Below are 14,014 nucleotides of genomic sequence, written 5' to 3'. Positions count from 1 at the left end.
GACTATAAAAAAATAAGATATTACTATGGCATATTCCCAAATGGAAATTATATTAAGAAGTGTTTCAGAAATATTTTGAGTGAAACTATTATCAAAATTTATAAACCATTGAATATGAAACCCTCATGGACAAATTTCCACAGCCATACTTTTTATGATGATGGAAAATCCCCCTTGGAAGACTATATAACTGCAGCTATTGAACAGAATGTGAAATCTTATGGATTCTCTACGCATTCTCCAGTTCCTTTTCCTTCTACATGGAATATGAAAATGGAAAAATACAGGGAGTATTTAGCTGAAATTGAACGCCTGAAAGAAAAATACAAGGATCAAATTCAGATTTATGCTGGTTTAGAAGTGGATTATATTGAAGGAAAATGTGGTGTGCATAATTTTAGAGAATTAGATTATTCAGTGGGGTCAGTGCACTATGTCAATCAGTTTGAAGATGGCAATTATTGGGAGATTGACTATACAAAAACGCATTATGATAAAGGATTGCAGGAGATTTTTGGAGGAAGTATAAAAAGGGCCTTCCAAAGATATGTGGACCTAAATATCAAAATGATTGAAGAGGATACACCAACAGTATTAGGGCATTTGGATAAAATGAAAATGCACAACTCTACGGGAAAATGGTTTGAGGAAAGCGAAGAATGGTATCAGGAATTAATTGAAAAATACCTTGAAGTTATCAAAGCCAAAAACATTATTGTAGAAGTGAATACTAGAGGTTTTTACAAAGGCTATTCACAGCTTTATCCTAGTCCGTGGATTTTAGAAAAAGTACTAGAAAAAAATATACCTATTACCTTAAGCTCTGATGCTCATACTACTGCAGAAATTACCAAAGGTTTTGCAGAGACAGCATTACAACTTAAAGAAATAGGGTTCAAGACCATGCATGTACTATGGGACGGAGAATGGCAACCTTTCCCATTTGATGAAAAAGGCGTTTACCTGCCTTAATATACTTGGTTAGTATTTTACAAATTGACCTAGATTCACTTTTTCCTTGGAAGGTGAAGCAATGTAGCTTTCTAAAGCAAATGTAGAAGATTCAAAAGCGATCTCCTTCCATGGAATTTCATCCAGCTCAAAAAAGCGTACTTCCAAACTTTCAGAAGTAGAGGCTTCATATTCCTCTGAAGTTAAATCCACTAAGAATAAAAGGTATACCTGATTAAAATTAGGAAGTGAAAATACCGTATGCAAGCGGTTGACTTCACCTTTGGCACCTGTTTCCTCAAACAGTTCTCTCAAAGCACCATCTTCAGGGCTTTCACCGTTTTCTAAAAATCCCGCAGGAAGGTTCCAGAAACCATAACGCGGTTCAATAGCTCTTTTCGCTAATAATACTTTCCCTTCATACATAGGAACGCATCCCGCTATGATTCTTGGGTTTTGATAATGTATAGTATCACAATTTGGGCAGTAATAGCGGTGCTTATGATCCCCTTCTGGAATAATATATTCTAAATCTCCATTACCGCAATTGCTACAGAATTTCATAGTTTGATGTATGATTAATTAAGACTGAATTTGACTTGAGTGTTGGTTTGGTTCCCAATTTTCTTCAATGGGAGAAGCCAAACTTACTCTAAATTATAAAAAACTTTACAGAATAAAGAAAACTAATTTTTAATCCAAACGAAAGTAACTACTTTTGACTTCGATTATAGACACTCATTAAATTAAACAAAGTACCACGATATAAGTTTTCGTAGCATTTAATAATCGATCATTATTTCTAAGTACTAATTACACAAAACATAAAGTAATCAGGTATGTCTAAAAACGTAATACGTAAAAAGGACTCATTAGAGTACCATGAACAGCCTATTCCGGGTAAAATTGAAGTAATACCAACTAAAAAGACCAAAACACAACGTGACCTTTCTTTAGCTTATTCTCCAGGTGTGGCTGATCCATGTTTGGAAATTGCTGAAAGAAAAGAAGATGTTTATAAATATACAGCTAAGGGTAACTTAGTGGGAGTAGTTTCCAATGGTACAGCCGTTTTAGGTTTAGGTGATATTGGTCCTGAAGCCTCTAAACCTGTAATGGAAGGTAAAGGTGTATTATTCAAAATCTTTGCAGGTATCGACGTTTTTGATATTGAATTAGATGCCAGAGACCCAAAGAAATTTATTGAAGCGTGTAAAACGTTAGAGCCAACTTTCGGTGGTATCAACCTTGAGGATATCAAAGCACCAGATTGTTTTGAGATCGAGCAGACTTTAAAGAAGGAAATGAACATTCCTGTCATGCACGATGATCAGCATGGTACAGCTATCATTTCAGGTGCTGCTTTATTGAATGCGGCAGAGATTATTGGTAAAGATTTAAAAGATTTGAAAGTGGTAGTGTCAGGTGCAGGTGCATCGGCAGTATCATGTATTAATATATTCTTTGAATTAGGAGTTCAAAGAGAGAATGCCATTGTTTGTGACAGTAGAGGCGTAATCCGTAAAGACAGAGAAGGCTTAACGGGTAACAAATTAGATTTAGCTACTGACATCGATGTTCACAATTTAGAAGAAGCATTAGTAGGTGCAGACGTTTTCTTAGGATTGTCTAAAGGAAATGTGATGACTGCTGAGATGTTGAAATCGATGGCTGATAACCCTATCGTTTTTGCATTGGCAAACCCAACACCAGAAATCGCATACGATTTAGCGATGAGCACTAGAGATGATGTAATGATGGCGACAGGTCGTTCAGATCATCCTAACCAAGTGAACAACGTATTAGGTTTCCCTTATATTTTCAGAGGTGCTTTAGACGTTAGAGCGACTGAAATTAATGAGGAGATGAAGTTAGCTTGTGTAAGAGCGATTGCAGAATTGGCGAAAGAGCCAGTGCCTGAAGCAGTAACTCAAGCTTACAATGTAGACCGTTTGATTTTTGGTAGAGACTACTTTATTCCAAAACCATTAGATACTCGTTTATTGACAACAGTAGCACCAGCAGTTGCTCAAGCCGCTATGGACAGTGGTGTAGCTCAAGCTACTATTGATGATATGGAGGCTTACAAAGAAGAGCTGATCCAGAGAATGGGTACTGGTAATGACATTATGCGTCGTTTAGGTGTGAAAGCCAAAAATGCTTGCAAGCGTGTAGTATTTGCTGAAGCAGATAATCCGCATGTATTGAGAGCAGCGCGTATTGCCATGGATGAAGGTATCATTGAGCCAATCTTATTAGGACGCCGTTCGAGAATTAAAGCGATGATTGAAGCATTGGAATTGGATGAATTGATGAATGCAGAGATTCTAAATCCAAGATCGGACGACAGTAAAGAGAAGCGTGAAGAATACGGTCAGAAGTTCTACGCGAAACGTCAAAGAATGGGTACAACATTGTATGAGGCTCACGACTTGATGAGTAAGCGTAGTTATTTTGCTTCAATGATGGTAGAACAAGGAGATGCTGACGCAATGATTGCAGGTATTCACCGTAACTATATTTCATCATTAGCTCCTTCACTTCGTGTAATCGGTACTGTAGATGACAAGCCGGTAGCTACAATGTATATGGTATTGACCAACAAAGGACCATTATTCTTCGCAGATACAACGATGATCGAGAACCCTACAAAACAAGAAATTGTAGAGATCACTGAAGCTGTGACTAAGAGAGTAAAAGAATTCTTTAAGTTGGAGCCAAGAGTTGCATTGCTAAGTTACTCTAACTTTGGAGCATCGAAGAAAGGTGATGACGCCTCTAAGATGAGACAAGCAAGGGAAATCTTGAAGGAAAGAAATCCTAACTTGGTAGTGGATGGTGATATCCAAGCTGACTTTGCTTTGAACCCAGAGAAAACGAAAACAAATTTCCCATTCTCAGAGTTAGCAGAAAAATCAGCCAACGTATTGATCTTCCCTAATCTTTCATCTGCAAATATTGCATTGAAAATGTTAGAAGAAGTTTCTGATTCAACTGTTGTTGGTCCAATTGTAATGGGTATGAAAAAACCAGCCCATGTTCTTGAAATGGGAGCCAATGTACAGCAAATTTTGGATATGATTACAATTGCAAACCTTGATGCACAAAATCAAGTTTAATTTGAAATAACAATCAAGTCAGATGAACAAAACTGATTTGGAATCTGACTTGATTTTTCTTCAATAAAAGGATGAATAAGTGTAAATTATATACTTTTTTCCATTTTGAAAAAAGTAATGCAAGTCACCATAATTAAAAGGCTGATTCTATCTTTTTTGTAATGAAAACATACTTAAAAAGGGATATTTATAAGAAATATCCCTTTTTCTTTTGAAATATTTATTTTCCTCCTTAAAATTGCATGAGACCATAGGATAATGGTCTTTTCATTTTTACTATTAGTATAGTAAATCGATAGGGAATAAGATATAAAACTAGTAATATACTCATCATGCGTAGCTTTAGAACCGAACTTGAAAACCCAGTAGTGGAGCAGGATATCTTAGATTTAGAGAAAAAAATCAGATTGTTTCATGAGGGAAATATTGATGACGAAAAATTCCGTAGCCTTCGTTTAGCGAGAGGTGTTTATGGTCAGCGTCAGCCTGGTGTACAAATGATTCGTATTAAGATACCTTACGGTAAATTGACAATGAGACAATTGAACCGTATTTGTGAGGTTTCTGATACATACTCTAATGGTAAATTGCATATCACTACACGTCAGGATATTCAAATTCACTACGTTTCTTTAGATGATGCTCCACAATTATGGGCTGAGCTAGAGAAGGACGAAGTTACATTAAGAGAGGCTTGTGGTAACACAGTAAGAAACATCACTGCTTCAGAAAAAGCAGGTATTGATGCAGAAGAGCCATTTGACGTAACTCCTTATGCTCACGCTACATTTGAGTACTTCTTAAGAAATCCTATCTGTCAAGAGATGGGACGTAAGTTCAAAATCGCATTCTCATCATCAGAAGCAGATACAGCTTTTGCATTTATTCATGACGTTGGAGCTATTCCGGTAGTAAAAACAATTGATGGTGAAGAAAGAAGAGGTTTTAAAGTACTAATCGGTGGTGGTTTAGGTGCACAGCCTTACATCGCTGAAACTGCTGCTGAGTTTATGGAAGAGGAAAAATTAATCCCTTTCATTGAGTCATTAGTAAGAGTATTTGACCGTCATGGTGAGCGTAACCGTAGAATGAAAGCAAGAATGAAGTTCTTGTTACAGGATATCGGTAAAGAAGAATTATTACGTTTAGCAGAAGAGGAAAGAAAATCATTGAAGAACCAAGAGATTTGGGTAGACAGATCTAAAGTGGATTCAGTAGTGCTTCCTCAAGAACATGCTGCTGTTGAAGTAGAAGTAACGGACGAAGCGAAATTCCAAAAGTGGAAAGAAGCGAACGTATTTGCTCAAAAGCAAGAAGGTTTCTACGGTATCTTAGTTCGTTTGACTTTAGGTAACTTCGATACAACTACAGCAAGAGAATTAATCAAAATCGTTGAGAAGTACACTGCTGACGATTTCAGATTAACTATCCGCCAAGGTATCTTATTAAAGTACGTTCGTGAAGCTGATTTGAAAGCGATCTACAATGAGTTAGATAAAATCGGTTTTGCAGAACTAGGTTACGATACTACAGCAGATATCACAGCTTGTCCAGGTACTGATACTTGTGTATTGGGTATCTCATCAAGTACTGGTATTGCCAGAGTTTTAGAAGATTTAGTAAAAGTTGAATATCCTAACTTAGTGACGGATGATACTTTCAAAATAAAAATCAGTGGATGTCCAAACGCATGTGGTCAACACACTATTGCACAATTTGGTATTCACGGTAGTTCGTTGAGAAACAAAGCGAACAAAATGTTATTACCAGCAGCTCAAATCTTATTGGGTGGTGGTTTTGACAGTACAAACACTCCTCATATTGCAGATAAAGTGATCAAGATTCCTAGTAAGAGAATCGAAGATGCTTTCAGAATTGTAGTAGACAACTATGATGAAAACTCAACAGAGGGTGAGTACTTTGTAGATTATTACAAGCGTCAAGGTAAAGATTACTTCTATGATATCTTAAAGCCATTGGCAGTATTGGATGATCTTACACCAGAAGATTACTTGGATTGGTACACTGAAGAAGACAAATTCCAATTGCATAAAGCAGTAGGTGAGTGTGCAGGTGTAATCATTGACTTAGTTCAAACATTGATCTTCGAAGCAGAGGAGAAAGCAGGTTGGGCAGAAGAGGCCTTCAAGAAAGGTTTATTTGCTGATGCGATCTACCATGCTTACAGTAGCTATGTAAATGCAGCGAAAGCGTTGCTTTTAGATAAAAAGGTAAAATTAAACAGCCACATGACGGTGATCAACCGTTTTGCAGAACACTATGATGCTCAGTTCAATTTTGCTGAAGGTTCATTTGTTGATCATGTATTGAGAATCAACAAAAACGAACCATCAGAAGAGTTTGCTAAACAGTACATTGAAGAGTCGAAAGTATTCTTAAATGACGTTTCAAACTTAAGAAAAGAGGATTTAGCGACTGAAGACGCCTAGATACTACTATACCCCTGATTGACTTTAATGTCAGTCGGGGGACATTTAATCTATCAACAAACGAACACCAAGCGAATCACTATGACAAAGACTATACAACCAGAATTGACCCTTGTTGGGGCAGGGATTGGAGATCCGGATTTGATTACGGTAAAAGGGATGAAGGCACTAAGAAGAGCAGATGTGGTTTTGTATGATGCTTTGGTCTCAGAGGAACTCTTGGAATATGCACCCCAAGCAAAGAAAGTATATGTTGGTAAAAGAGTAGATCAGCATTCTTTCAAGCAAGAAGAAATCAATCGTCTGATTGTATCTCATGCGATGGGCGGAGGTCACGTTGTTCGTTTAAAAGGAGGAGATCCTTATGTTTTTGGTAGAGGGCACGAAGAAATGCTTTATGCACAGAAACATGGTATCAGAGTTAATTTAGTTCCAGGGATTAGTAGTTCAGTAGCTGCACCTGCATTACAAGGGATTCCTGTAACAAGAAGAGGAGACAGTCAAAGCTTTTGGGTAATCACTGGAACAACAAAAGAAGGTGATGTTTCTAAAGATATTGCATTAGCTGCTCAATCTTCAGCAACAGTAATCATCTTGATGGGTACTAAAAAGATCGATCAGATCATGGATAGTTTTAAGACGGCAGGGAAAGAAAATACACCTGTAGCCATTATCCAAAATGCTTCCACTCCTGAAGAGAGAATAGGTATAGGTCATGTTCATGATATCGCTGATATTATGAGAAGAGACAATTTAGGGTCTCCTGCAGTAATTGTGGTAGGTGATGTGGTTAGGCATCACGCCAAATATCCAAATAGACTTTCAGATGTAGTGGTAAACGCTACAGTCAATGCATAATAAACGATCAGTGCGTACGTGGCGTTGTGTGTTTTAATTTATCAATTAGAGGCATGCATCGGTTAGTGGTTCAACAGTGTCGTTGCGTACCGCTGATGGTTTTGACTCATTTTATTTAATAAGAGAGCAGGATATTGTTTCCTGCTTTTTTTATTTTTACATTTTGATTGACGTCATGTCAGCAATTATGAGCAAAGAATATTGGGATCTTTTATAACTTTAATTGTAAAAGATTTTATACTTCATACAATCAATATTTCTGTGTTGAAGTGATTACGGCTAATTTTTAAAATGAATTTTAAAACACTAGTAGCTCAATATTTGTTTTATAGACCATAAGATTTTTAAAACTAAAATACTTCCTATTATGAATCATATGTTTCCCATATTTATAAAGATGTCAGAAATCTCTACACTTATAGTAGGAGGTGGTAATGTAGGACATGAAAAATTAGAGGCCATATTGAAAAACAGCCCTAACGCTGTAGTATCGGTAGTTTCTATTGACTTTGGAGAAGCGTTATTGGATTTAGCCAAAGATTTTCCTAATGTGACATTGCATAAGAAAGCATTTGAGTTTTCAGATTTAGATCCTCATCATATCGCTTTATTGGCTACGGATGATTACGGTTTGCATGTTGAGATTCAAAAGGAAGCCAACAAAAGAAAAATGTTGGTCAATGTAGCAGATACGCCAGATTTATGTGATTTCTATTTAGGATCAGTAGTAACAAGAGGAGATTTGAAAATTGGTATTTCCACGAATGGTAAATCTCCAACTTTAGCGAAAAGAATGAGAGAGTTTTTAGAAGATGCTCTTCCAAATGAAACACAACAATTATTGGATAACCTTAGAACGATCCGAGATAAACTGAAAGGTGATTTTGCTTTTAAAGTGAAAAAGCTAAACGATATCACCCAGCAAGTTTTTGATAAAAAAGAATAAAACAGAGATGACACAATGATTTAAAAAATTAAATTGTTGTGTCATTTTTTTATAATTGATGATTCATATTATGATTAGCAAACTATATAAACAGAGAACGTATGCATATTTCAGACAAACATATTAATTATTTGATGTACTCTGACTTGTCATTAAATGAGATCTTAAGCAAACCATCAGATTGGGATCAATTATTCCAATTCATAGTTCCATTAATACAAAATATTGAAGGTAGAAATAGTTTGAAACTAAATGTGATTGCAGATGCTAAGAACATTAAGTTTGGAGATATGAGTATGAATGATAAAGCTTTAGAGAAAATAAAGGCAAAACTATTTGAGGAAAGACAAGATTTTTATATTTCCTCTTTAAAATCATTTATTCCAAGCATCAAATATTGTCATAAAAACCATACTACTCCTTCAGTTAGTCTTATCATTCATGATTCCTATCATATGAAAGCAGTAGGGAGTGGTACTCAATTAAGTTTCAATAAAGTGTTTTTTCAGCAATTTGGAGAAGATAAAGTGAGTGAAATTGTAGAGCAAGTATATCACTTACTCAAGTGCAAAGCAATATTCTATAATGTTCGTTCTTTTTGGAGTAAAAGTATTGATAACTCTTCTTCAGAAAGTATACAAGACTTTTTACCTTGTGCAATATTAGAATCTGAAAAAGACTACATATCTTTCTCAGACTACATTAATGTAGAAACGGTAGATTGGGAACCTTACACTTTAATAAAATAAACGATGAGTAAAACAGATGATAAATTTTACGAAAGAGCTGATGAACATATTAACCTTTCTAATTCACAACTACAAGAGACAGAAAAAGGGAAAGTCAGTGCTTCTATGATGTATAGTGTGGCTAGGTTTAATGCTTGGGTGACAGCTTGTGGTTTTTCAGAAAAGGAAGAAATGAAAGAGAAAAAAGAGGAAGTATTAGACTATTTTGTGACCCAATATAAAATCATGTTAGAGGAAAATCTTGATGAATATATTGAGAATTTTGAGGAATATATGAAATAGTCGATACTGACTAAATAATAAGGAAGGTTCCATTCATCCTTTAATCTGTAATTGAAAAAGAAGCAGTAATGGTTTTGAAAAGGAGATTATGTATCCACTTTAGAATTGAATAATTTAAATCCGTAACTTTGTGCTAACACTCTTCAATAATTTAATACAAATAAGAATGAAACTGCTACTACTGCTTTTATTTTTGCTTTCAGTGACAACATCCTATGCACAAGTGATTGATGCTTATAATTCTACCATTAATGAATACTTTGTGGAAGAATTTAATGACGCTAACAATCCTTGGGTTGGTTATACTTATGAAGATGAAGATGCTGTACATTATGAGTTTCATAATGGTTTAGCGTATTTGATGTCTTATGGAAATAAAACACCTGCTATCAAAATGATTACAGGGTTAGGGTATCCAAAACTGGACAATTATATAATAGAAGGCACAGTACATTATTTAGAAGGAGAAGGAACCAATTCTAATGATATGTTTTGGGGTGGAGCTCCAGATTTTTCCTCTGGGTTTAGAATGGGTTTCAATGCACAAGGACAGGTGCATGTGATGAAAGTTGAAAATGGTTATTGGGTAGATCTCTTACCTTGGACAGACAATCCTTATTTAGAGTATGATGATTTTAATATTCTAGCAGTTGAAAAAATCGGAAACGAATATCACTTGTTTGTCAATGATGATAATTTTTTCAGTTTTAAGGCAGAACCTATCCCTTCAGACCATGACCTTACAGGCTTTGTTGCAGATGGAACTTCCATTGCTTTAGATGAATTTATAGTCTATGAAGTCATCACAAAAACAAATAATACAGAGGAAAAGTCTACAGAGGAAATTCAATCCCAGCATTACAAATCAGTGCAGACAATAGTATCAAACCCGCCTGAACCAAAGAAAGAAGAAACCAAAAGTGAAACCAGGGCATTAAAAGTAATTAACGATAAAACAGGTTCTTCTACCAATGTAAAAGGAAATTATTATGCATTAATTATTGGGGTTCAGAATTACACACATAACTCAATTAAAGATTTACAATTTCCAATAAGAGATGCCAAACTATTCAGAGATATTTTGGTGTCTAAATACAGTTTTGCTTCAGAGAATATCGTTTTTCTTCAAGATCCCAATCGATCACAGATTTATAAAGCCTTTAATCAATTAAGAAACCGAATTACCAAAAATGATAATTTGATCATTTTCTACGCAGGTCATGGATTTTATGATGATAAAGTAAAAGAAGGGTATTGGTTGCCTTCCAATGCGGAAGAAGGAGATGATTCTGGGTGGATTGCTAATTCAGGACTCAGAACTAAGATTGACGCCATACACTCCAAACATACATTATTGATATCTGATGCCTGTTTTGGTGGAAGTATTTTCAAACCTTCACGATCAGCCTTTTCTGATGCGGGAAGGAGTATTGTTCAATCTTATGAAAAAGTCAGTAGGAAAGGTATGACAAGCGGTACATTGAAGACCGTGCCCGATGAAAGTGTTTTTATGAAATACTTGTTGAAAGCTTTGAGAGAAAACAAGAAAAAATATTTAACGGCCTCTTCGTTGTTTTATAGCTTTAATGAAGCAGTGGGGAATAATAGTTATAATGTACCGCAGTTTGGAGTATTGTTCCAAGTGGGGGATGAAGGTGGACAATTTGTTTTTATCAATCCAGAAGGAATGACGGGGGATTAAGTTGTTGATTTGTAATATACTAATGTGTTATTGTAGGATATTTATAAGTGTCGAAATTAAATAACATAAAAGTAAAAAAAGAAATATAACAATTGGGTTTACAGTCTTTAATTCATCTATAGTTTACTATTAATACATCACTAAGTTGCTTACTTCTTGTAATATTATTGCACAATTGGTACGTAATCAAAATTACTCTATAAACGATAAACTAATTTCGATTGAGTACTAAAAGTTTAGAAACCCAACGTGCTGAAATATTATGAAAAGTAATACTTATGACTTAATTGTTGGAGGGGCTGGAATCGTAGGACTATCACATGCTTTAGCTGCCGTCAAAAAAGGATTGAAAGTGGCTGTTATAGAAAGAACACCTAAACCAATGGGTGCTTCGGTAAGAAATTTTGGTTTCTACTGGCTAATCGGACAACAGAACGGTGAGCATTTTGACCTTGCATTGAGAAGCAGAGAGGTGTGGTTGGAAATGATTCAAGAAGCTAAGATATGGGCTCGTAAAAGAGGTTCTTTATTTTTAGCTAATTCAAAAACAGAAGCTGATGTATTAGATGAATTTCATTCGCTGACGCAGAATCAGCCTTATGAAACAACACTTTTGAATCGAGATGAACTTGGAAAGTATATTCCTTCAATGTCGTCATCTTCTATTGAGAAGGGACTTTTGAGTGCCACTGAAATTCAAGTTTCTCCTTTTCAAGCCATTTTTCAGCTGATAGAATACCTTAAATTTAAAGGGGTTGACATTTTCTTTTCAGAACCAATATTATATGTGGAGACAGGAAAAGTGATTACAAGCTCAAGAACATTGACTGCAAAGAAGGTGTTGCTGTCAACCGGTAGTGATATTTATAGCTTATTCCCAGAGGAAATCAAACATCAAAATACAACGCTGTGTACATTGCAGATGATGAAGTTGAAAGTACATGACAAAACCAAACTTCCTAAACTTCCCATCGCAACAGGCACTTCACTGACGCATTATCCTTCGTTTGATATTTGTCCTTCAATGAGTAAACTTAAAGAACAGCTTAGTGCTGATTCACCATTGCTTAATGAATGGGGGATTAATCTTATGATAGGAACAACTCCAAGTAAAGATGTGATTTTGGGAGATTCTCATGAATACGGTACAGAGAAGTTCAAGAATAATAATGAAATCAATGAATTTTTAATTAATCAGATGAAAGAGATTATTGACCTTGGGGATTTTAAAGTACAAGAAACTTGGAATGGTACTTATCTGAAAACAATTGGCAAAGCTTATTTTCATTCAGAAGTAGAAGAAAATGTTCATCTCGTCAATGGATTAGGCAGTAATGGTATGACACTATCATTTGGCTTAGCCGAAAAGCACATTAAGGAATGGTTAGGTGAAGGTATTCATAAAGAGAAAGAATTAATATAAAAATAGGGCTCAGGAATTTTACTTCTTGAGCCTTTCTTTTTATAGAAAACTAAAAATAAGTACAAATTCAAAAATAAATCATAGTTAATTTTGAATTTGTAATTAGAAGCTATTAAAAGCACTGTATTAATTTAAATGATTTACGATAGAGTAAAATGCGTTTAAGTCAAGTCCGTTTAAAGTATCATCTTTGGATAATGGTTGTGAAGATTGTTTTATGATAGCAATCTTATGATTGATGTCTAAGTAAATCCATTGTCCATGGATTCCAATAGCGACAATTGCTTCTTGGTCTTTGGTATGTTTTACCCACCACTGACCTCTATAACTCCATTCTCCTTTAGGAAAAACAACTCCATCGGATTCAGATCCCATGTCAAATGCATGAATGCTTCCGCCTTTCTCTAGTTTTTGAATGACATTTTGAGGGATAATCTGTTTATTATTCAGTTTTCCATCATTAATCATCATCATTCCAAATCGTGCAAGATTGTAAGGTGTAGCATTCAGTCCACCTCCAGCTACAATTGTAGCATTGTTGTCCAATAAAACATAGGTATCTCCTTCTGTTCCTAACTTAGACCAAAGTTGTTGGTAAAGTGCATCTTGAAAAGAAGCTTTATTTACTCTATTAGTTACCCAATTTACCACATCAGTTTTTGGAGTTTGGTAATGGAAAATTTCTCCATGCTGATGAAGTGGGTCTTTCTGCAAAGTCTGCAAATAATCATATAAGTTATTTTTATAATGAATTCCTTTTCCTTTTCTGTCCATCCAATTACAGCACCATATTGGCGAATACCTGATGTTGGGTCAGCATATGTTTCATCAAAATCCATTGAGTTGGTCATATCCAATACTTCCCTGAAAGTAGCATCTGAGAAAGCACCTGCCTTTTTTAACTCAGGTACGTAGTTGACTACGTAGTCGTCTTCTTTGATCAGCTTATTTTCAACAGCTAGCAAGCCAAGTAACCCTCCAAATGATTTGGTAACAGACATCATTTGATGTGGTTGGTCAGGGTGCATGCCGTTGTCATATTTTTCATATACAATATTTGTGTCTTTAATAACTACAATGGCATCCGAATATGTTTGTTGGAAATAGCTGTTCCAAGAAATAGAATCTTTTGATTCAGGATGAAATACTTTGATGTGATTAAAAGAAGTGTCAATGTTTTTTTCTAGAGAATAAGTCTTTTCAGCTGCACTAATGGGTGCTGTTGGATATATTTCTCTCATATGTAAATAAGACCAGCGGTTGTAGGGAGGAGTGAGTAATGCATTTTTTTTATTGACTTGTTTTTCAACTGGCGTTGGAAATCCTTCCATTAATCCAATCTCTTTTGCTGTAGCATATTTATTATAGATCAGTTTAGGGTTGTCAATCGTCTTCTTTTGATTAAAAGCGAAGAATAGTATCATCCCAATTAATCCTATAAGTAAACTTAATAATTTGTGTTGCGTCTTCATGATTGTAAATCTTTTTAGTAGTAACTATCTATTCAATATTAGAAGGGCAAAACAAAAAAGAA

At 35.2% G+C, this 14,014-nt stretch carries 12 protein-coding genes; 9 read left to right on the top strand and 3 right to left on the bottom strand.

Annotated features, from left to right (window positions below; genetic code table 11):
* Positions 1 to 114 precede the first annotated feature (114 nt).
* The gene (locus AVL50_RS04370; RefSeq protein ID WP_062615263.1) at positions 115 to 972 is read left to right on the top strand and encodes a histidinol-phosphatase; all 858 of its coding nucleotides are present in this window, start codon (positions 115 to 117) and stop codon (positions 970 to 972) included.
* A 9-nt stretch (positions 973 to 981) separates the two neighbouring features.
* Here AVL50_RS04370 and AVL50_RS04365 read toward each other — a convergent pair whose 3' ends face one another.
* Entirely contained in the window at positions 982 to 1,515 is a 534-nt protein-coding gene (locus AVL50_RS04365) for an NUDIX hydrolase (RefSeq protein ID WP_062615262.1), read from the bottom strand.
* A 275-nt stretch (positions 1,516 to 1,790) separates the two neighbouring features.
* On the opposite strand from AVL50_RS04365, the gene AVL50_RS04360 reads away from it, so the two are divergent.
* The 8 genes from AVL50_RS04360 (at position 1,791) to AVL50_RS04325 (ending at position 12,480) form a co-directional block, all read left to right on the top strand.
* Complete coding sequence (locus AVL50_RS04360) at positions 1,791 to 4,070, top strand: NADP-dependent malic enzyme (RefSeq protein WP_062615261.1); 2,280 nt, start codon at positions 1,791 to 1,793, stop codon at positions 4,068 to 4,070.
* A 332-nt stretch (positions 4,071 to 4,402) separates the two neighbouring features.
* Positions 4,403 to 6,520: a HEPN domain-containing protein gene (locus AVL50_RS04355; RefSeq protein ID WP_062615260.1), complete on the top strand. Its 2,118-nt coding sequence runs from the start codon at positions 4,403 to 4,405 to the stop codon at positions 6,518 to 6,520.
* Positions 6,521 to 6,601: 81 nt separating this feature from the next.
* Positions 6,602 to 7,378: a uroporphyrinogen-III C-methyltransferase gene (gene cobA / locus AVL50_RS04350; protein ID WP_062615259.1), complete on the top strand. Its 777-nt coding sequence runs from the start codon at positions 6,602 to 6,604 to the stop codon at positions 7,376 to 7,378.
* Between the two features lie 397 nt (positions 7,379 to 7,775).
* Positions 7,776 to 8,324, top strand: a complete 549-nt coding sequence (locus tag AVL50_RS04345; RefSeq protein ID WP_240970893.1) for a bifunctional precorrin-2 dehydrogenase/sirohydrochlorin ferrochelatase — start codon at positions 7,776 to 7,778, stop codon at positions 8,322 to 8,324.
* Between the two features lie 101 nt (positions 8,325 to 8,425).
* Positions 8,426 to 9,073 carry a hypothetical protein gene (locus tag AVL50_RS04340; protein WP_062615257.1) on the top strand — a complete coding sequence of 216 codons (648 nt, stop codon included), beginning with the start codon at positions 8,426 to 8,428 and terminating at the stop codon, positions 9,071 to 9,073.
* Positions 9,074 to 9,076: 3 nt separating this feature from the next.
* Positions 9,077 to 9,355, top strand: coding sequence for a DUF3144 domain-containing protein (locus AVL50_RS04335; protein ID WP_044204262.1), 279 nt, complete (start codon positions 9,077 to 9,079; stop codon positions 9,353 to 9,355).
* Between the two features lie 166 nt (positions 9,356 to 9,521).
* On the top strand, positions 9,522 to 11,057 hold the full coding sequence (locus AVL50_RS04330; protein ID WP_062615256.1) for a caspase family protein: 1,536 nt from the start codon (positions 9,522 to 9,524) through the stop codon (positions 11,055 to 11,057).
* A gap of 262 nt (positions 11,058 to 11,319) precedes the next feature.
* Entirely contained in the window at positions 11,320 to 12,480 is a 1,161-nt protein-coding gene (locus tag AVL50_RS04325; protein WP_062615255.1) for a TIGR03364 family FAD-dependent oxidoreductase, read from the top strand.
* A gap of 126 nt (positions 12,481 to 12,606) precedes the next feature.
* Here the strand turns inward: AVL50_RS04325 and AVL50_RS04320 are convergent, their stop codons facing one another.
* Together AVL50_RS04320 and AVL50_RS04315 are read right to left on the bottom strand one after the other, a co-directional pair.
* On the bottom strand, positions 12,607 to 13,194 hold the full coding sequence (locus AVL50_RS04320) for a serine hydrolase (RefSeq protein WP_172826758.1): 588 nt from the start codon (positions 13,192 to 13,194) through the stop codon (positions 12,607 to 12,609).
* A complete protein-coding gene (locus AVL50_RS04315; protein ID WP_062615253.1) occupies positions 13,125 to 13,952 on the bottom strand; it encodes a serine hydrolase in 828 nt (275 codons plus the stop codon). The genes AVL50_RS04320 and AVL50_RS04315 overlap by 70 nt, the downstream gene beginning before the upstream one ends.
* Between the last annotated feature and the right edge of the window lie 62 nt (positions 13,953 to 14,014).

It is taken from the genome of Flammeovirga sp. SJP92, assembly GCF_001583495.1.
Classification (GTDB): domain Bacteria; phylum Bacteroidota; class Bacteroidia; order Cytophagales; family Flammeovirgaceae; genus Flammeovirga.
Note: the sequence above shows the minus strand (reverse complement) of the source record. Positions and strands in the feature narration are given on the sequence as shown.

Excerpts from the sequence above, each read along its gene's own strand:
- AVL50_RS04370 (WP_062615263.1), top strand. The coding sequence starts at position 115 with ATGAAACCCTCATGGACAAATTTCCACAGCCATACTTTTTATGATGAT.
- AVL50_RS04365 (WP_062615262.1), bottom strand. The coding sequence starts at position 1,515 with ATGAAATTCTGTAGCAATTGCGGTAATGGAGATTTAGAATATATTATT.
- AVL50_RS04360 (WP_062615261.1), top strand. The coding sequence starts at position 1,791 with ATGTCTAAAAACGTAATACGTAAAAAGGACTCATTAGAGTACCATGAA.
- AVL50_RS04355 (WP_062615260.1), top strand. The coding sequence starts at position 4,403 with ATGCGTAGCTTTAGAACCGAACTTGAAAACCCAGTAGTGGAGCAGGAT.
- cobA (WP_062615259.1), top strand. The coding sequence starts at position 6,602 with ATGACAAAGACTATACAACCAGAATTGACCCTTGTTGGGGCAGGGATT.
- AVL50_RS04345 (WP_240970893.1), top strand. The coding sequence starts at position 7,776 with ATGTCAGAAATCTCTACACTTATAGTAGGAGGTGGTAATGTAGGACAT.
- AVL50_RS04340 (WP_062615257.1), top strand. The coding sequence starts at position 8,426 with ATGCATATTTCAGACAAACATATTAATTATTTGATGTACTCTGACTTG.
- AVL50_RS04335 (WP_044204262.1), top strand. The coding sequence starts at position 9,077 with ATGAGTAAAACAGATGATAAATTTTACGAAAGAGCTGATGAACATATT.
- AVL50_RS04330 (WP_062615256.1), top strand. The coding sequence starts at position 9,522 with ATGAAACTGCTACTACTGCTTTTATTTTTGCTTTCAGTGACAACATCC.
- AVL50_RS04325 (WP_062615255.1), top strand. The coding sequence starts at position 11,320 with ATGAAAAGTAATACTTATGACTTAATTGTTGGAGGGGCTGGAATCGTA.
- AVL50_RS04315 (WP_062615253.1), bottom strand. The coding sequence starts at position 13,952 with ATGAAGACGCAACACAAATTATTAAGTTTACTTATAGGATTAATTGGG.